The following is a 19,055-nucleotide window of genomic DNA, read 5'->3' on the forward strand; positions in this document are numbered from 1 at the left end:
TCTTATTCTCAATCGTAAAATAAGGAAATGTTATGCACTGTCCGTACTGTAATGCGTCAGAGACCAAGGTTATTGACTCACGTCTTGCTGCGGAAGGGGCACAAGTGCGTCGACGCCGTTCGTGTAACAGCTGCCAAGAACGTTTTACGACTTTTGAGATGGTAGAAGTTGTCATGCCAAGGATTATCAAATCGAGCAACAAGATTGAACCTTACGACAATGAAAAGCTGCGCCGTTCTATTTTACTACCTTTACAAAAGCGTCCTATCACTATCGATGAACAAGAGGCGATGATTAGTCGTATTGAAAAGCGTGTTAGGCAGATGGGTGAGCGAGAAATCAGTAGTAAGGTCTTGGGTGAAATCATCATGAGTGAACTAAAAACTTTAGATGATGTCGCCTATGTACGCTTTGCTAGCGTGTATCGAGACTTTCAAGATATCGATGCATTCCATCAAGAAATTGCCAATATTCGTCCAAATGAAAATAGTTGATAAGTGATTCCTAATTACCAATCAGCTCTCAAACCTTATTTTCTTATATAGAACCCTCAATCATTTATTAAGCTTAGCCTTATGTCTATTCAAAGCCATGCTCAAGATGCACAAGACCGCTACTTTATGATGCTTGCTATCGAACAAGCGAAGCGCGGTTTATATACTACTCGACCCAATCCTGCAGTAGGCTGCGTTATTGTTCAGGCAGAGCAGATTGTTGGTCAAGGGTTTCACCCAAAAGCTGGTGAACCACATGCAGAAGTGTTTGCGCTTAACGAGGCTGGTACACAGGCAGCAGGGGCAACTGCTTACGTTACATTAGAGCCATGTAGTCATACGGGACGTACGCCGCCATGTGCGTTGGCGCTGGTTGCTGCTAAGGTAAAGCGCGTTGTGATTGCAGGTCTGGACCCAAATCCGCAGGTCGCAGGTCGCGGTGTGAAACTATTAGAGCAAGCTGGTATTGAGGTAACAGTCGGTGTCCTGACAGAACAGGCAGAGGTACTAAACCGTGGTTTTCTAAAAGCTATGCGCACTCAGATGCCCTATGTACGATTGAAAATAGCGACGAGTCTAGACGGCCGTACAGCGATGGCATCTGGTGAATCAAAGTGGATTACCTCGACAGCTGCTCGTGAAGACGTACAAAAATTACGAGCACAAAGTGGCGCGATTATCACAGGCAGTGAAACTATAATAACTGATAACCCGCAGCTCAATGTGCGCTCAAGACAACTGGACGTGCCACCTGAGAAGATACCTAACCCTAAAATAGTCATACTTGATAGGCGTCAGCGTTTAAAGCACAGCCTAGAGTCTGATTATCAGCTGTGCCGGCATCCAGATACTATTTATTGGTATGAAGACGATTTGTCGACGTTGTTGGCGAAACTGGTTAATGAGCATCAATGCTATGACGTGTTGGTAGAAGCAGGTGCTAGCGTTGCAGGTAGCTTTTTGAGTCAGCAGTTGGTAGATGAGTTAATCGTATATCAAGCACCTTGTTTACTTGGTGGACAGGCACGTTCAATGGTTGATTTCAACCCTATGTCTCTTGCTCAGCAGTTACGGTTTGATATAGAAGATTATCAGCAGCTTGGTCCAGATCTCAAATTAACCCTATTACCTTTATAAATATTCTTCGTATAAGTAGGTTGTCCACAAATTATAAAAAAAAGCTTAGAATATGGATAAATCAATTATTAACTTACGTGTTTCACATGGAACTGTGTATAACTTTGTTTCACATGAAACACAAAAGATGTTTATATCTCGATTATTTTAATAAATATTTATATAAATCAATATCTTAACAGTCTATTCATAAATAAATAGGTTTCATGTGAAATTTTTATTTATTGTGGATAACTATGTATTTATAGCGAATTCTAGCTATACCTCTATTGATTTATCCCTACTTATCCACAATCTATCCTATTAAAGGTCAAATCTATTGATGTTTCACTGTCAGCTATTTGAACAAATTGTGATAAAGAATTGATAGCTGATTTGATAAACTAAAATATTCGCCTATGAAGGCAATACAGTAATGAGATGAGGATAATATGTTTACTGGAATTATAGAAAGCGTTGGAAAAGTTAAATCGATGCAGGCTACAGGCGGTGACATACGTTTGACAGTAGAGTCTGATGACTTAGATTTCAGTGACGTGAAGCTAGGCGATTCTATTGCATCAAATGGTATTTGTTTAACCGTGGTGGAGCTCGGAAGTAATTACTATTCTGTCGACGTCTCACGTGAAACGATTGCTAGAACAGCATTAGAAGGGTTAAAAGCAGGACATACCGTCAATCTAGAAAAGGCCATGCTACCGACGACTCGTTTTGGTGGTCATATTGTCGCTGGTCATGTAGATGGCGTAGGGGTCGTTAGTAAATTACAACAAGATGCTCGTTCTATCTATATTGAGATTGAGATACCGCAAGAGCTAGCGCATTATACAGCGACCAAAGGCTCTATTACAGTAGATGGTATTAGTCTGACGACCAATTTAGTGCGTGACAATATTGTTTCTCTAAATATCATTCCGCATACTGCTCAAGTGACAAATATCGCTAAGCATTGGTTAGTAGGTAATAAAGTTAATATTGAAGTAGATATCGTTGCCCGTTATCTAGAGCGTCTATTAAATAAATTTCAATCTGGCGGTATGAACGCGTCAAGCCCGCAAAGCCAAATCACAGAAACATTTTTGGCCGATAATGGGTTTATGAAATAACAATTAAGCTTACTGAAATATTATCCTCGTACCAAGTTTTTGACCCTATCGATATTACTTTGATTAAGTGATATCGATAGGGTATTTTTTATCTGCACTATAGATTTATTGTATAAAACTCTGCAAAACGGATTCTAAGTCTTTCTTACTAATGGGTTTGGATAAAAACTCGTCCATACCTACTTGTATACAAGCCTCGCGATCTTCTTCTGTATTATTCGCAGTTAGCGCCACAATTGGTATTTTATCACCTTGCGAGCGAATCACTTGTGTGGCTTGTAAGCCATCCATAATGGGCATTCGGCAGTCCATCAAAATCAAAGAAATTTCTTCACGTTGGCTTTTGAGTTTCTCGAGTGCTTGCTGTCCATCTTCTGCAACAATACTACGATAACCAAGCTTACTTAACATCTTGCAGGCTATCTTTTGGTTAGTAGGACTGTCTTCTACGACCAAAATCAGTGGAGACAAGATTTCTTTCTTAGGTGTATCTTCTACAAAAGATAGACTGCTGTCATATTGATGTTTGACCAGTATGTTTAATGTTTTCCTTGCAAACAAGGTTAAGCGTAGCAGTTCAGAAAGTAATAAACTTGCGTCCAAGGGTTTGGTCAAAAATCCATCATATTGGCCTAGTAAAATAGAGGGTATATGCCTTTCAAGTTTCATGCTAAGTAATATCTTTGGTAGTGAAGGCGTAGCGACTAGGTCGTTTAACACTTCTTGTTGCTCGCTATACTTGTTGCTCGCATGAGCTGATAAGGTGATGGATTCGCTGTATTCATAATCTAATAACAAGACAGGAATGATGGTTTGCTCATCTTGTTTTAATTTATTTTTTAGCTGCTGTACAGTGGCTCTATCTAAAGTGCTGTAGATAGTCACGGATATCGTTAAGTACTCGCACAAACGTTGTAAATGTTCAGCAACTAGAGGCTGATTGATGATAGCGATAAGGTGAATATGGGGCAGCTGCGAACAACGATGATATACCGATTGATAAGTGGTATGAGGATAAGGAAGGTAGAGGCTAAATATCGTCTCTTTATCCACCGTATTACTTAGTTCGATAAAACCGCCGAGTAACTGAGCAAAGCTATTGGCATCACTCAAGCCAATATTACTGTCTTCAACTAAGTTATGATTGCTTTGATTCAAGATATTGACTAGTTGATTTTTTCTCTCAGGAGTAATAGTTGCTCCAGTGTCTTTTACGCTAAACCGAATCCAATAAGATGTCTGCGCAGGCATTGTCGTGTCATTGTTAGGAGTTAAATGCTGATTACTTATTCGCGTTACTTTATCTTCAGGTACACGATCAACAGTGAGCGCGACATAGCCTGATGTTGTAAAACTAATAGCGTTTTTCAATAGGTTTAATAGGATATGGTGCAGTCGAATGTAATCAGTTTCGATGTAACGAGGACAGTCCGGTGCAAAGAAATAGATCAATTCTAACCCTTGTTGTCTTATTTCTTTTGTGACTAAATTGCTAACCTCTTTGCTTACCTTATAAATATCAACCGTTTCGATACTTAGACGTGTTTTTCGGACTTCAATCTCCTCTGTTGCTAGCGACTCATTGAGCACAGTCAACATGCTTTGACTGGTTGTAATCAATGTATTTAGAGTTTTTTTGCCCTGAGCCGTCAATGTTGAAGGGTCGATGGGTTCCAACGAATCAATTATCTTCTCTAGTGGTAACCTTAACTTACGACCTATAAATGCTTGGGCTTCGTTTGATTCATCAATTTGTAATTGCAGTTGTTGGTTGTGCAGCTGTAGTTGTTCAGATTGATGGAAAATTTCATCAACATTATTAAAAATCACAGTAAAACCGTGAACTTGCCCATGTTCACCGAACCATGGTGTTACGTGTAGTTGGTAGGCTTGTTTATTTTCCAAGCCATAAACTATCAGTGTGCGAGTAACGCGCAAACTTGAGATGGTTTTTAACAGTATTTGAGTGGCCTCATCTTTCCCTTCAACAAAATCAGTCAGCTCATAGCCCTGCTCTCTCTGGGTAGAAGGGGTAAATACTTGCTCAAAGCGCTGATTATAGAAACTAATTTGACCATGTCGTATACTCATCAACATTGGTAAAGGTGCTTGATCAACCAAGCGTTCTAACCGATGAGTCAATGTTTTTATACGCCGATAGTCATTATGTAGTTGGTAGCTGACGCGACTTAGCGCATGACCTAACAGCATGAACTCGGTAGTAGATTTCTTTTGTAGAAATGGCGGCGGCGTATAAGATTCTTTTGCGCGGCTACTCAAATTATCGGTATAAACCAGTAATTGCTCCCAGTTGGTTCGACGATTGAGCATATAGAGCAATGCCATGAAAAATAGTACGATGGCGACCATCAAAGGAAGCCAGTAACGGTAAGATATCCAATCGATAACAAAAGGTTCGTGGCGTAATACGATATAAATCTGATGTCCGCTTTTTAGATTAATGATTCCTGTTAGTTCATTACTATTGACGGTATAAGAGCTATGGTCGCTGCTAGAAGCTGATGTACCGATGGTAGGGAAAGCAACGGTAGAAAAAGCAGATTCATTAGGACGAGTATTATGATGAATATAGGTCTGCCCAGAAGGCATCATTAAAATCAGCTGATAACTCAGTTGATCAAAAGTAGGCTGTTCTAAGATTTTTTTTATTTCACTATCTACAGGCGCTGCATGCTCAATAATACTGTGCTGTAGGGCATAAAAAGTGTCTATGCTATGTTGCTCACTATGTTTTTTCATCCCATCAAACAGTGTGACATAGTACAGCAGTAACATAACCGTGAGAGACAAGGTATAGAAAATCAATAAGCGCTGTAAGGACTGAAACTGTTGCATGAAAGCGTGGCCCTATCTCGACACGAAAAAATATAGTGAAATAAAAACGAAGTTTCTACATATAGTAGGTGAATTATACGACAGTTGAATTGTCTAACATTTCTAGTGTTACCTTCTATTTATAGCAGAATAACGGCTTACTGTTTATAAAGAGTGGCTATTAACACCAAATTGTTTTGTAAAAACTATAAGCAGAACGTTCGATGTTCTTGATATTATAAAGGCAAATAATGTCATTGGTTATCATGAAGTGAGGTCATTACAATCATGGCACTGCGCCGTAAACTCACCTATAATGAACAAATAAACCTTATATAATGCATGATTATGACTACAACTGCTCCTACCTTTGATACATCCAACTCGCTTACTGACCATGATAACCCAACTACTAACCGATTAAGGGTAGTATTTGCGGGTACGCCTGAATTTGCTGCTATTAGCCTTGAGTCATTAATTAAGCAGCAAGAAGCGCTGAATATAGAGATAGTCGCTGTTTACACGCAGCCTGATCGTAAAGCAGGTCGTGGTCAAAAACTGTCAGCCTCCGCGGTAAAAGAAGTTGCATTGGCACATGATATCGCTGTAGAGCAGCCAGTCACTTTTAAAAAGTCTAGTGCAGAAGGGCTGGCTGCTAGGCAAACTCTGCGCACCTACCAACCAGATGTGATGATTGTCGCCGCTTACGGGTTGATCCTACCTATCGGTGTATTAGAGACGCCTACTCATGGTTGCTTGAATATTCACGCTTCACTGTTACCACGCTGGCGCGGTGCTGCACCTATCCATCGAGCACTCTTGGCCGGAGACGATGAGACAGGAATTACCATTATGCAGATGGACAAAGGTCTTGATACAGGTGACATGCTTTATAAAGTTAGCGAAAGTATTGCCTCTGATGATACCGCTGCTAGCCTACATGATAAGATGGCTGCACTTGGTGCGACAGCCATTAGTACGGTGCTAAAAGATTTAGCTGCTTATCAAGCTCAAGCTATTGCTCAAAATGATAGTCAAGCCAACTACGCTGAAAAACTGGTCAAAACCGAAGGCGAAGTTGATTGGTCGCAGCCTGCTGCCACTATTGAACGCCAAATTCGTGGGCTGACACCATGGCCAGGTGCTTATACTTTCCTAGCAGGGCAGCGCGTCAAAGTGTTGGCTAGCTTACCTGTAAATACATCGCAGCAAACCAATGAACCTGCTGGAACGGTTATCAGTGTCGGACGAAAAGCGATCTTAGTCGCTTGTGGCAAAGAGAGTGACGCTGAATCATCAGCCACCACTTTAGCTATTACTCACTTGCAGTTTGCAGGTGGTAAGCCAATGACAGCTGAACAAATTTGCCATGGCAACCAATTAAATGACGGCGATCAATTTACGTCAGAAACAAAATAACGTTACTTATATTTAACCTACTTGCACAAGACGCTATCGATCATACGTCAAGGAAATGAAATTTAATGAGACAAAACAGTACTGCGCCTAGAAACAATAAGCTCAAACCATCAAGCAATCTTATTATGAATGGCAGCGTACGCGTGCGTGTGATTCGCACCTTACTGGCTATTCAAAATGGTCAGTCGCTCTCAAGCGTCCTTGATCCATTATTGAATAGTTTGCACGATGGCGATAAAGGCTTTGCTCATGCATTACTGCTCACGACATTGCGTCAATGGCATGCGCTGGCACGTTTGCTCGATAGCTTAGCAGACAACCCTATCGACGAAGTTGAAGTGCGTACCACCATTCAAGTCGGCTTAGTACAGTTGCTATATTTAGAAGTGGCTGACCATGCTGCAATTCATGAAACCGTTGAAGCAGCCAAAGAAATTGAGTTTGCTCACTCGACTGGTTTAGTAAATGCTATTTTGCGTAAAGTCGCCAAGAATCCAAGCAAATTCCGTAAGAAATGTGATAAAAAGCATAGTCTACCGAATTGGCTTGCTTACCAGCTTAAGCAAGATTGGAGCGAGCAGTATGATGAGCTGACACAAGGCTTGCGCCAACCAGCTCCAATGTTTTTACGAGTGAATTCTGCGGTTACTTCGGTAGAAGATTATCAGCATGCATTGGATGGTGCAGAAATTGATGCAGATATCGTTGAGCTAACGACTGGCTTTAAGGTAGCGAACTCATCAGAGTCTGCCACTGCTACGCTATTAACCAAAGGTCTTAGACTACATCAAAGCACTGCCGTTAACGCTTTGCCTGATTTTGCTTTAGGAACAGCTAGCGTTCAAGATATGCATGCTCAGTTAGCTGCACCGATTATCAATAAAGCATTAATGGCTAAGCTTAGTGCTGAAAAATCTGATACGGAAAATACGAATAATGAGATACACATTTTAGATGCTTGTGCGGCACCTGGTGGCAAGCTTGCTCACTGGTTAGAGCTCATAAGCGCTAATGACGAATCATCGTTGTTTCACGTGAAACAAGACGATAATAAAACGTCGCCTGTGACTACCAACATCAAAGTAACAGCTATCGATAATGAAGCACCGCGTATCGAGCGTATTCGCGAGAATTTACAGCGCTTAAATCTGAGTCAGCATGATTTGCAGCAAGCAGAGAAAAGCGTCGCACTTAATATCGTCTGTGCAGATGCAACCAGATGGCAGCATGGCAAAAATAAAAAAGCGGCGACAAATGAACCCGTATTTGATGCGATATTATTGGACTCTCCTTGTACTGCGACTGGCGTGATTCGCCGTCATCCAGATATCAGTATCTTGCGTACCGAAGAAGACATCGAGCAAACAGCGCTGCTACAAGCAGACATCTTGCATAATCTATGGCCACAACTCAAAGCTGGTGGTTATCTGCTGTACGTGACATGTTCTATCTTAAAGCAAGAGAACGTCGAGCAAATGCAGGACTTTATCACTCATCACAATGATGCAGTAGTGATTGAGTTTACTGACGATTGCAGTTGGGGTATCGAACAAGCAATCGGTCGTCAGTGCTTACCAATTGATAGCGCGAGTGGCGATGGTTTTTATTATGCATTGCTACAAAAAACTGCTGAATAAACCGTTTTTAAATATTGAATAACATTATTGTAGACAGGACAATCTAATGAAATATATCAGTACCCGTGGTCAGACAGCGCCGATGGATTTTAGTGATGTGCTTTTGATGGGTCTTGCCCCAGATGGTGGTTTGATGTTGCCTGAGCATTATCCAAATATCGATAGTGCAACCCTTGATGAATGGCGTACGCTCAGCTATCCAAAGCTTGCGATGGCGATTATGCAGCGTTTTGCCACTGATATTCCTGTGGCTGATTTGCAAGATATCATTGAGCGCACTTATACTGCTGATGTATTTGGCTCTGACGAGATTGTTCCTGTCCGCAAGCTCGAAGACAATTTATATATTCTAGGATTATCAAACGGTCCGACATTGGCATTTAAAGATGTTGCCATGCAGTTTTTGGGCAATGCCTTTGAATATGTGCTTAAGAAAAAAGACGCACGTATTACGATCATTGGTGCGACCAGTGGTGACACCGGTAGTGCAGCAGAATATGCATTGCGAGGTAAAGAGAACATCGAAGTCTTTATGCTGTCACCATACGGCAAAATGAGTGAGTTCCAACGTGCGCAGATGTATAGTTTGACCGACAACAATATTCATAACATTGCGATCGATGGTATGTTTGATGATTGCCAAGACATAGTCAAAGCGCTACAGCAAGATGCTGAGTTTAAAGCCGCTTATAATTTAGGCACGGTAAACTCTATCAACTGGGGTCGTATCCTAGCGCAGATTGTTTACTATTTTAAAGCTTACTTTGCGGTTACGACGAGCAACGATGAAAAAGTCAGCTTTAGCGTACCATCAGGTAATTTCGGTAATATTTGTGCCGGTCACATCGCTCGCGAAATGGGACTGCCAATTGACCGTCTGATTGTCGCAACCAATGAAAACGACGTTTTAAATGACTTCTTTAATCAAGGTGCTTATCAGCCGCGTCCGACTGAAAAAACCTATGTAACCTCTAGTCCGTCAATGGATATCTCAAAAGCATCTAACTTTGAGCGTTTTGTTTATTTGCTATTAGAAAAAGATAGCGCACGCGTTCATGAATTGTTTGACGGCGTAAAATCAGGTCGAGGGTTTGACTTGTCTGAATTAATGGAAGCAGTTAATAACCGCTACGGTTTTGCTGCTGGTAAATCTACTCATAGCGACCGCTTGCAGACTATCAAAGCGCTTTATGAGCAGCATGGTGAATTGGTTGATCCACATACTGCTGATGGTATCAAGGTCGCTAAAGAGCTACAGTTAGATGGTGAACTTATTGTTTGTGCAGAGACAGCATTACCCGTTAAGTTTGCGGATACTATTGTGGAAGCAGTAGGTCAAATAGATATCGCTCGTCCAGCGCATACTGAAGGGTTAGAAGATTTATCACAGCACGTAGTGGTACTGGATAATAAGGCTGAGCTGGTTGCTGAACAAATCCGCCAACATGTCACGCCGAATTCTGCTTAAGTAATAACGGTCTTTAGGCTTATCATCAGCAAGGAAAAATATCCGCGTAAAAGTTACACCATTGTAATAAAGTGTTTATGATTGTGTTATGGTAGATATAATTGTAATATTAGAAACGGCGTCAGCAAGTCATCATCGTGCTAGGCGCTTTTTTAGGAATTATTCTAGCCAATTACACTGAACAGTTACCCTATAATTGCCATGAGAATTTTACTTGTAAATTGCTGATATAATTAAACTTTTATTAATTTTAGAGGTTTTTGCAGTGATAAGTTAAGTACAGTTCTTTATGTCGAACACAGTGGTACATATTGTGGATATAACGATGAAGATGAGCTTAAAAAAGACAGCAAAAGCACTGGCAAAAGGATTATTAGTTACGACATTTAGTAGTGCCATGTTGATGAGCACGGCTCAAGCTAACAATCCGCCGCCAACTATCAAAGCTGATGCGCCCAATCGTTATATCGTCAAAAAAGGCGATACCTTATGGGATATTTCAGGTCGCTATCTAGACAGTCCTTGGCGCTGGAAAGAAATTTGGGCCACCAATAAGCAAATCAAAAATCCAAACCTTATCTACCCCAATGATGTTCTTATCCTTTGTGTGATTCAAGGAAAAACGCTGATTGGCGTTGATACTGGTGAAGGCTGTGCTGGCGTTGAAAAGCAGCTTACTGGAAGTGTAAGTACAAGTACGGTCGCGATTACCTCGACGGCCAATAGCATTCCTCCTATTCCGTGGTCAGCTATTCAGCATTGGCTTGATAAAATGCTTATCGTAAATCCCCAAGACTTTAATACCACGCCTTATATTTTAGCTTCTAAAAACCGTAACTTAATTACTGCGCGTGGTGATAAGGTCTATGCTAAAGGCGTACCGCTTATCGTGGGCCAACGTTACGGCGTCTACCGTGAGGGTGAGCTATATGTAGACCCCAAAACGCAAGAAGTGATCGGTTTAGAAGTTACGCAGGTAGCGACTGGTCTTGTTACTTCTACAGAAAGTAATGGTGTGACTAGCTTGCAGCTTATCGATAGCTATGGCAAAGAAGTGCGTGAAGGGGATCGCGTCTTTGTAGAGTTAGACAACGCTATTCCTCCTGTCTTTTATCCAACGCCTGCAAGTGTCAGTCGCGGCGGTATGATCGTACGTGTGATGGACTCTATCAGCTCGGCTGCAAAGGGTAGTGTGGTCGCTATTAACTTGGGTAGCTTGCAAGGTGCTAAGCCAGGTGATGTGCTAACGGTTTATCAAAAAGGGCCTTTGGTACGTGATACTAAGGACAATGACACACCTGTACGTCTACCAAACGAGCCTAGCGGTATGGTGATGATTTTTAATACCTTTGACCACATCAGCTATGCCTATGTACTTGATTCTGAGCTGCCACTTAATATTGGCGATCAGTTATTACCACCTCCTTATCTATAAATAGCTATAAGGCTGTATTAAGCAATATATTAAACTAAATACTAATCTAAGCTTGCCTATACGAGACAGATGACAATGACGGCAGTCACCTCTTCTTTATCCGACGATCAGCGCGCTATCTTAGCGCTGTGGTATGAGGTGAATGCGTCGTTATCTGCTTATCACAAACTGATCACTTCTTTTGGTTATCCGCAGCTTGCTTGGCAAGCCAAAGTAGAGGCATGGAAGCAGCTCGGTATTCATCATACCCATCTCAAACGTCATGAACAGCCAGAGCAAACACTCGCCAATATCGATAAGATTCAGCAAGCATTGATAGATGGGCGTTATGGTTTACTATTCGCTGATGACGCCGATTATCCTGCCCAACTCTCACAAATCTACGACCCGCCGCCATTATTATTTTATCGTGGGAATAGCGCACGCCTGCATCAAGCACAAATCGCTATAGTAGGTAGCCGAAAACCCACCGCGCATGCGCAAAAAATCACGTTTGATATGGCGCAGTACTTAGCGCAAGCAGGCTATATTATTACTAGCGGTCTGGCTATGGGTGTGGATAAACGCGCACATTTAGGCGCATTAGCACAGGCAGACCCTGACTATCAGGGACGGACGGTTGGTGTAATGGGTACAGGGATCGATGTGAACTATCCCAATCATCGAGATCAGTTATTTACTCAAATTGTTGAGCAAGGTGGCTGCATTATCAGTGAGCTACTACCGCATACGCAGCCTCATAAACATACTTTTCCGCGTCGCAATCGTTTGGTAGCTGGGCTGAGTCTCGCGACCATTGTGACGGAAGCGACAATCAAAAGCGGCTCGCTTATCACAGCACGACTCACGTCTGAACAAGGTAAACAGGTCTTTGCTATTCCCAGTCATATTGATAATAGTAATGCAGAGGGTTGCCATCATTTGATACGTGAAGGTGCGACCTTGATTTATCATCCGCATCAAGTACTAGAAGACGTCAATGGTCAGCTTGACTATGATGAAAGCGCTTATAGAACAGCGAACGCTACTACTTTCAATAGTAATCACTCGAATGTTACTCAGACTTCCGATGCGTTTGATATAGAGAAAAACTCAATCAAATCTACTAGCCAGCAACCATCCTCTGAGATAAAGCCTGCGTGCAGCACAGTCATTGTGCCTGAGCATTTAACTGCAATCTATGAGCAGCTTGACTGGCATGGGCAAGATTTAGATGCGCTTATTAGTGCAACTAAGCTTGCACCGCCGCAGTTGATTGGTCAGCTAATGGAGCTTGAGTTAATGGGTCTTATCAGCGAACAAGGTGGAAGATATTTACGCATTTAAAATATTGCAAATATTCCTTATTAGACACTGGCATAGATAGCCCTTAGTTATAGACTCTCCTAGACAATATCTCTCTTATGGTATTATTAGAATTTACTTCTACGAACCGTTTAAGTCATGAGCCAACCTACACCTCTTATTACTAATTCTGCTATCCAAGCTGCTAAGTGGCTAAAAGAAGGACAACTGCTCGCGTACCCCACAGAAAGCGTTTGGGGTATTGGTTGCGACCCTTATGACCAAGCAGCTGTTCAGCGTATCTTGGATATCAAACAACGTCCACAAGCCAAAGGCATGATAGTCGTTACTGATAGTGTGTCTCGCTTAGCACCTTTGCTAGCCTCTTTAGACGAAGTGCAGCGCCAGCAGGTTATTGATAGTTGGCAGACAGACGATAGTAGAGATGAACAGCACAATCGCCAAGCACATACTTGGTTATTACCGATTCCTCAGCCGCTTGCGAGCACTGTGCCCATGTGGATTACGGGTCAGCATCAGACTATTGCAGTCCGAGTTATCTCGCATCCTACAGTTCGCCAGCTTTGCCAACAGCTGGTCAGTGAGCAGAATCCATTTGGTCTATTGGTTTCTACAAGCTGCAACCGATCAGGACAAACGCCTGCTAGCACTTTTGATGCCGCCTATGCTTATTTCGAAGAGCAAATTGGTTATTTGCAGGGTGATACATTGGGTTATACCTTACCTAGCCAGATTCGTGACACAACGACAGGCTTGGTTATTCGTTAGTGGACAAGAAAGATGTAGACTTTTTTTTGCTACCTGTTTGCCTTACTCAACATGTTTTCTATTATATGAGCTACATTTTTACAATAATGCTGGCACAAATACTGTTTATCACATACTGACGGTAGCCCTGAATAGGATTTAGGCAGTCATATGAAAAATAAATTAAATCAGCCAAGTCATAGTTTGAACGAAAGTTTGGCTGAATATCCAAAAATGAAGGTTACTAAGTTATTTTTATTCGTAGGTGCGCTGTATGAGCTCATTATCTTTCCATGGATAGCGACACTTCTTAGCTCAGATAACAGCATAGGTCTATTGTTCATACTGTTTTTTCCAGTTTATCTTATTGCAGGTGGCTTGTTTGCGATGCCAACTACATTAATGATGGGAAAGTGGCATTCGTATAAAGAAATATACATACAAGATGGGTGGTGGATAAGAACTTTTTTTATGGGAGTTCTTATTAATGCTTTATTTTTTGTTTGGTTTATATTTTCTAAATTTGGTTTAGTGATATGGTTCTCTATCAGTTTAACTGGAGGAGTAAGTGCCGTATTAGCAGGTATGTCAGCTTTACCAGTATTGAAAGAAAATATTGAAGACGTAGGCTGAGCCATTAAATAAAGAGCTGATCAAACTATTTCTGAAATATTATGATGCGTTTGGATGGTCAAGAAAGTTCGAAATGGGTTATAACAGCTATATTATTTCCATTCACAAATTGACCAACTTATGAGTTAAAACTAATGTTAGATAACAACAGCCACTATCCAAAAAAAATGGTGATATTTTTATTTTTGGTGGTGTATCAAAAAGTATGCTGATTAAAATTCGAACAATTTTTGAAGCCTTTAAAGCCCTATAGAATCAGGGAACTTAGCATAGATTTCTTATTGACTTTTATCGCTAGCATACTTTTTGATACACCACCTTATTTTTAACTTTAGGTACGCTATATCAGTTGATCTTATTCCCTATTTTAGTATCACTGATAATGTGGAATAAGGATATAGGTCTGGCATACGCTGTAGCCATACCTTTTTACCTTATTGCAGGTGTATTTCTTATTGGAATGCCTACACTATTGTGCGGTATATGGCTTGCTTCCAAACAAACATATAAGTCCAAAAGATGGTGGGTAAGAGTTTTTCTTGTTGGTTTTTCTATTAATGCCACATTTTTTATTGGTCAAGATGCTCGTACATGGTTGGCGATTAGCTTAGTAGGAGGTATAAGTGCTTTGATTGTGGGTATGTCCGCATTACCTAAACCTAAACAAAGTCTGCAATATTAGCCAAAAAATTAAGATACTTTTTTAATAAAAAAACTTCTATCTTTGACAGTAATTATCAAAGTGCAATGTTTGACCTCGTAAACCTTTCATTCCTCACCTTCCTTTACCAAAAGCATGTAAAAGTCGTTTTGATAAAAACCACAAAAAAGTAGACGATGGTTATAACAGTCTAGTTTTTATTGAACGATAAGTACTTCAGTAATAAGTAACTCAAAGATAAGTCATAGTGGTGATATTTGAGGCATATAGGGAGTAGGGTATGAATGTTTTGATTAGTGGTGGTTCAGGGTTTTTGGGAAGTGCTTTTAGTCGAGAGCTAATGGCACGATATCGCGCGCAGAATAAAGACGTGACGATTACTTGGTTAACTCGTGATAGCAGTCAACCACATCCCGATGATATCAATATGATGACTTATGACGAGCTTGCGATGTCTGATATGAGCTTTGATGTCATCTTGAATTTGGCAGGTGCTGGGATTGCTGACTCTCGTTGGAGCGATGATCGTAAAGAGCAGTTGATGGCGAGCCGTATCAAACCTACTCAGTCGATATTGGATTTTATCGCACGTGCTAGTACCAAACCCAAGTTACTGGTGAGCGGATCAGCGATTGGCTGGTATGGCACGCAGGGCGACAAGCCACTGACTGAAAACAGCGATTATGAGACGGATTTTGCTCATACATTATGTGATGAATGGGAGCAATTAGCGCTTAAAGCGACCGATCATGATGTTCCAGTAGCTATTGTCAGAACAGGTGTGGTTATTCACCCTGAGGGCGGAATGGTGGCTAAATTGTTGCTACCCTTTAAATTTGGTGTCGGTGGACAGTTGGGTAATGGACAACAAATCATGAGCTGGATCAGCCGTGAAGATTGGGTTAGTGCGGTCATCTTTATTATTGAGCAGCAGCTTAAATTTACTAACGAATCAGATGTCAATTACCCCAATAGCTTAGCCCAAGACAATGCACCTATTAGTGACAGCACTATCAAGACTGCAAACAGTACCGCAAGTAATAGAAATGCAATCGTATATAACCTTACTGCTCCAAATCCTGTGACCAATCACACCTTCACGAAAGCGCTTGGCTCATGGCTACATCGTCCCACTTTTTTCACCTTACCGGAATTTTTACTTAAACTAATGTTTGGTGAAATGTCCACGTTACTTATTGATGGTCAAAAGGTGCTGCCACAAGTGCTATTGGATGCAGGTTATTCGTTCAAACACTCGACACTCCAGCAAGCATTAGAAAACCAAAAATAGTTATATAGCAGTTGTTTCATGTGAAACATTAATAACTATCTTCTGATAATCAATTACTGAACCGTATTTATGTTTAAGGCCAGTCCATGCGTTACGCATTTTTCTTCACCATCTTTCTGTTATTGCAGTTATTTAGCTTAGGTACAGTATTAAGTATACAGTGGTGGCTCCAGCCTTGGATAACGCCAACATTACAGACGACGATATGGGCCAGTGTATTTATTATTACTAATGGCCTATTAGTATTGAGCGTAAAAAGAGCTTTTGCTAACAGTTATCGTTGGATTAGTGGGTGGATGCTAGTCATGCATTTTATGATACTGACGGCGTTGGCAGTGAGTCTACTTTACGCAGGGTATCTACTGGTCATTTCTTTATCAGACAGTACGTTGCACCAATCGAATGAAATGGCTATAGGGCTAAGAGTACTAGCGCTATTCCTATTTGTCGGACTATTTATTCATTCATTATATAGTGCCTATGCGCCTGTCATACGCAAGCTGTCTATTAATATAGATAAACCTTTAACCAAGCCGTTACGCATTGCAGTCGCTAGTGACTTGCATATAGGGCGATTATTTGGTGTAAAAGCCATAGATAGATTGCATCAACTTATGATTCGCTCTGGTGTAGATATGCTGCTAATGCCAGGAGATATTATGGATGATAATACAGATGCCTTTAATGAATATCATATGGAACAAAATCTAGCAGAACTGTGCAGCATTCTGCCACGTGGTGTCTATGCAACATTGGGTAATCATGATTTGTATGGTCATGAGCGACCTATAAGCGAAGCGCTGCAAAATGCAGGTATACAACTATTGAACGATGAGGTGCTCTGTATCGAGCATGAGGGTCAACCAGTATGGTTAGTTGGACGTTTTGATAATCATAAACGTCAACGTGTAGCAACTACCGATCTGCTTGCGCAAGTAGATACGTCGCAGCCAGTTATATTGTTAGATCATAGACCGAGTGATATAGATAATCACAGTCAATTACCTATAGATTTACAAGTCTCGGGACATACCCACAACGGTCAAGTATTCCCCGCTAATTTCATCGTCAATGCTATTAATCGAGTAGGTTATGGCTATGAGCAGATTGGTAAAGGACACTTCGTCGTGTCCTCTGGTTATGGTTTTTGGGGCATTCCCTTTCGATTGGGATCGCGCTCAGAGATTTGGTTGATTACACTATCTGGCAATACAAATTAGTTAATTATACAAATCAATAATTGGCTGGCTAACTAACGGTCTATGCAGCTAACCGCGATTGCGTACTGATGACCTCACGTACAAAGCTGCTAAAACCATGAATGATATTGTTTGTCTCTTGTCCAAGACCTTGGTGAACACTCATAAAGTGAATAAAGCCATGCGGTGCACCAAGCACAGTATAGGTCTCTACAGCAACGCCGTAACCTTTCAGCTGCTTTGCATAAGCAAATGCCTCATCACGTAATACATCGAGCTCGGAAGCTACAATGTAAGTTGGGCAAACTTTACTATTATCACCCAGCATAGGTGAGTTCAGTATATGTAGGCGAGGCAGTGGGCTATTCTCTAGGCAAGCAGCATCAAATACTGCTACATCAGCATGATCTAATAATAGACCCTCGCCATATAGCTCCCAACTAGGATAATCTGTTTCAATATCAGTGACTGGATACAAAGGCATCTGCGCTAAGGGTTTAGGTAGTTTTTCTAATAGATTAAACATTCTCTGTCCATCTATCCCTAGGTCTGCCCATGCGCTTTTACTCGGTGCGGTCAGCTGCTGCGCAATTAAAGTTGATAGACCACCACCTGCGCTATCACCTGCCAAGACGATACGAGAGGGTAGTGCGCCCAACGTGTGACAGTGCTCAACCAACCAAGCATATGCAGTGATACAGTCTTTCAATGCTGCGGGAGCAGGACATTCAGGCGCTAAGCGATAATCGACACTAACCACAGACCAGCCAGTCTGCTCACAGACCGCATGACAGAACTCGTGATGTGTATCGACATCACCAATGCAGAACCCGCCACCATGAAAAAACAGCATGACTGTTTCGTCGGGATTATGGATACGTTTTCTTCTAAAACCAGATTTTTTGCCACCGGCTTTATAACAACGGACAGTCATGTCGCCATCATCTGCATTGGCAATCGTTTCATCTTTCCAACTAACAGGTGAATCATTTTTTTTAGTGAAGGGCTTTATATTGCTTAGCATAGTCGTATTGGCTTGCTGCCATACTCTAGGTGACTGCATGGCTACCGCATCAGCAGTAAATCTCTCACGCAACTCCGGCATTGGAGTTAGTTCTAACGGTGTTTTGAGGTAACTATTTACTGCAAGGATGAGACGTAGATGAGCGTTTGCATGCAGATACTGTTTTGAATTAGGACCTTTTAGGTAACCAATCACCCCTTCTAAAATAGGGTCTGGTAAGTAACCGAGACTTTTCATTGCATAGTGCAATGTATGCGGCTGGTAGTTTGCTACAGGGTTATAAGCGAGTATTTTTTCTTTAACGCTCAGACGTTTTTCTAATGAGTCATACGTTTGTGCATCTTGGTTCGATGACTCTCTTGACGCTGGATTTTCTTTTGACGCTAAGTGCAATGTCATCAATGCTTTATTAAGCAAAGTATTGATAGATAAATTTTTTGAATTAGACATAACAGCTCTCATAAATGATTTTTAGCGTGCATTTGAGTGTGGGCGATAATATTTATAGCAATGATAAAATAGCTAGCAGAATAATAGCGTATCGTTTGGTAATAGCTTGATTAATAAGCGTAAAGCAATTGGAATAAATAGTGGTTTTTTGTTCTTTTTGTGAGCAAATATTGAGATTTATTGACATGGAGTAAAAACGTTAGATGCATCTCTT

At 41.2% G+C, this 19,055-nt stretch carries 14 protein-coding genes; 12 read left to right on the plus strand and 2 right to left on the minus strand.

Translation table 11 applies throughout. The annotated features are described in order from the left end of the window. Window positions 1–32: 32 nt before the first annotated feature. The 3 genes from nrdR to ACQKCG_RS09735 all read left to right on the plus strand — a co-directional run bounded on the left by nrdR (window position 33) and on the right by ACQKCG_RS09735 (window position 2,737). Window positions 33–494: a transcriptional regulator NrdR gene (nrdR, locus tag ACQKCG_RS09725; protein WP_134292693.1), complete on the plus strand. Its 462-nt coding sequence runs from the start codon at window positions 33–35 to the stop codon at window positions 492–494. An 81-nt stretch (window positions 495–575) separates the two neighbouring features. Then, window positions 576–1,631 carry a bifunctional diaminohydroxyphosphoribosylaminopyrimidine deaminase/5-amino-6-(5-phosphoribosylamino)uracil reductase RibD gene (gene ribD, locus ACQKCG_RS09730; RefSeq protein ID WP_134292692.1) on the plus strand — a complete coding sequence of 352 codons (1,056 nt, stop codon included), beginning with the start codon at window positions 576–578 and terminating at the stop codon, window positions 1,629–1,631. 431 nt (window positions 1,632–2,062) lie between these two features. Further along, window positions 2,063–2,737, plus strand: coding sequence for a riboflavin synthase (locus tag ACQKCG_RS09735; protein WP_134292691.1), 675 nt, complete (start codon window positions 2,063–2,065; stop codon window positions 2,735–2,737). A gap of 105 nt (window positions 2,738–2,842) precedes the next feature. On the opposite strand, the gene ACQKCG_RS09740 is transcribed toward ACQKCG_RS09735, so the two are convergent. Further along, on the minus strand, window positions 2,843–5,593 hold the full coding sequence (locus tag ACQKCG_RS09740; protein ID WP_134292690.1) for a response regulator: 2,751 nt from the start codon (window positions 5,591–5,593) through the stop codon (window positions 2,843–2,845). Between the two features lie 327 nt (window positions 5,594–5,920). On the opposite strand from ACQKCG_RS09740, the gene fmt reads away from it, so the two are divergent. From fmt to ACQKCG_RS09785, 9 genes are all read left to right on the plus strand, one after another. Then, window positions 5,921–6,991, plus strand: coding sequence for a methionyl-tRNA formyltransferase (fmt, locus tag ACQKCG_RS09745; protein ID WP_134292689.1), 1,071 nt, complete (start codon window positions 5,921–5,923; stop codon window positions 6,989–6,991). 65 nt (window positions 6,992–7,056) lie between these two features. Then, complete coding sequence (locus ACQKCG_RS09750; RefSeq protein WP_134292688.1) at window positions 7,057–8,628, plus strand: transcription antitermination factor NusB; 1,572 nt, start codon at window positions 7,057–7,059, stop codon at window positions 8,626–8,628. A gap of 46 nt (window positions 8,629–8,674) precedes the next feature. Then, entirely contained in the window at window positions 8,675–10,096 is a 1,422-nt protein-coding gene (gene thrC / locus ACQKCG_RS09755) for a threonine synthase (RefSeq protein WP_134292687.1), read from the plus strand. Between the two features lie 325 nt (window positions 10,097–10,421). Next, a complete protein-coding gene (locus ACQKCG_RS09760) occupies window positions 10,422–11,531 on the plus strand; it encodes a LysM peptidoglycan-binding domain-containing protein (RefSeq protein ID WP_413775350.1) in 1,110 nt (369 codons plus the stop codon). A 75-nt stretch (window positions 11,532–11,606) separates the two neighbouring features. Beyond that, the gene (dprA, locus tag ACQKCG_RS09765) at window positions 11,607–12,857 is read left to right on the plus strand and encodes a DNA-processing protein DprA (protein WP_134292695.1); all 1,251 of its coding nucleotides are present in this window, start codon (window positions 11,607–11,609) and stop codon (window positions 12,855–12,857) included. A gap of 117 nt (window positions 12,858–12,974) precedes the next feature. Then, the gene (locus tag ACQKCG_RS09770; protein ID WP_134292685.1) at window positions 12,975–13,604 is read left to right on the plus strand and encodes an L-threonylcarbamoyladenylate synthase; all 630 of its coding nucleotides are present in this window, start codon (window positions 12,975–12,977) and stop codon (window positions 13,602–13,604) included. A 150-nt stretch (window positions 13,605–13,754) separates the two neighbouring features. Beyond that, window positions 13,755–14,216 (plus strand): hypothetical protein, encoded by a 462-nt coding sequence (locus ACQKCG_RS09775; RefSeq protein ID WP_134292684.1) that lies wholly within the window; start codon window positions 13,755–13,757, stop codon window positions 14,214–14,216. 941 nt (window positions 14,217–15,157) lie between these two features. Beyond that, window positions 15,158–16,168, plus strand: a complete 1,011-nt coding sequence (locus ACQKCG_RS09780; RefSeq protein WP_134292683.1) for a TIGR01777 family oxidoreductase — start codon at window positions 15,158–15,160, stop codon at window positions 16,166–16,168. 86 nt (window positions 16,169–16,254) lie between these two features. Continuing rightward, the gene (locus ACQKCG_RS09785) at window positions 16,255–17,388 is read left to right on the plus strand and encodes a metallophosphoesterase (protein WP_134292682.1); all 1,134 of its coding nucleotides are present in this window, start codon (window positions 16,255–16,257) and stop codon (window positions 17,386–17,388) included. Between the two features lie 40 nt (window positions 17,389–17,428). Here ACQKCG_RS09785 and ACQKCG_RS09790 read toward each other — a convergent pair whose 3' ends face one another. Continuing rightward, window positions 17,429–18,841 carry an alpha/beta hydrolase gene (locus ACQKCG_RS09790; RefSeq protein WP_134292681.1) on the minus strand — a complete coding sequence of 471 codons (1,413 nt, stop codon included), beginning with the start codon at window positions 18,839–18,841 and terminating at the stop codon, window positions 17,429–17,431. Window positions 18,842–19,055 lie beyond the last annotated feature (214 nt).

This window comes from Psychrobacter sp. NPDC078929, assembly GCF_050267985.1.
In the GTDB taxonomy this organism is placed as follows: Bacteria; Pseudomonadota; Gammaproteobacteria; order Pseudomonadales; family Moraxellaceae; genus Psychrobacter.

Coding starts and splice junctions, on each gene's coding strand:
- nrdR (WP_134292693.1), top strand. CDS start 33: ATGCACTGTCCGTACTGTAATGCGTCAGAGACCAAGGTTATTGACTCA.
- ribD (WP_134292692.1), top strand. CDS start 576: ATGTCTATTCAAAGCCATGCTCAAGATGCACAAGACCGCTACTTTATG.
- ACQKCG_RS09735 (WP_134292691.1), top strand. CDS start 2,063: ATGTTTACTGGAATTATAGAAAGCGTTGGAAAAGTTAAATCGATGCAG.
- ACQKCG_RS09740 (WP_134292690.1), bottom strand. CDS start 5,593: ATGCAACAGTTTCAGTCCTTACAGCGCTTATTGATTTTCTATACCTTG.
- fmt (WP_134292689.1), top strand. CDS start 5,921: ATGACTACAACTGCTCCTACCTTTGATACATCCAACTCGCTTACTGAC.
- ACQKCG_RS09750 (WP_134292688.1), top strand. CDS start 7,057: ATGAGACAAAACAGTACTGCGCCTAGAAACAATAAGCTCAAACCATCA.
- thrC (WP_134292687.1), top strand. CDS start 8,675: ATGAAATATATCAGTACCCGTGGTCAGACAGCGCCGATGGATTTTAGT.
- ACQKCG_RS09760 (WP_413775350.1), top strand. CDS start 10,422: ATGAAGATGAGCTTAAAAAAGACAGCAAAAGCACTGGCAAAAGGATTA.
- dprA (WP_134292695.1), top strand. CDS start 11,607: ATGACGGCAGTCACCTCTTCTTTATCCGACGATCAGCGCGCTATCTTA.
- ACQKCG_RS09770 (WP_134292685.1), top strand. CDS start 12,975: ATGAGCCAACCTACACCTCTTATTACTAATTCTGCTATCCAAGCTGCT.
- ACQKCG_RS09775 (WP_134292684.1), top strand. CDS start 13,755: ATGAAAAATAAATTAAATCAGCCAAGTCATAGTTTGAACGAAAGTTTG.
- ACQKCG_RS09780 (WP_134292683.1), top strand. CDS start 15,158: ATGAATGTTTTGATTAGTGGTGGTTCAGGGTTTTTGGGAAGTGCTTTT.
- ACQKCG_RS09785 (WP_134292682.1), top strand. CDS start 16,255: ATGCGTTACGCATTTTTCTTCACCATCTTTCTGTTATTGCAGTTATTT.
- ACQKCG_RS09790 (WP_134292681.1), bottom strand. CDS start 18,841: ATGTCTAATTCAAAAAATTTATCTATCAATACTTTGCTTAATAAAGCA.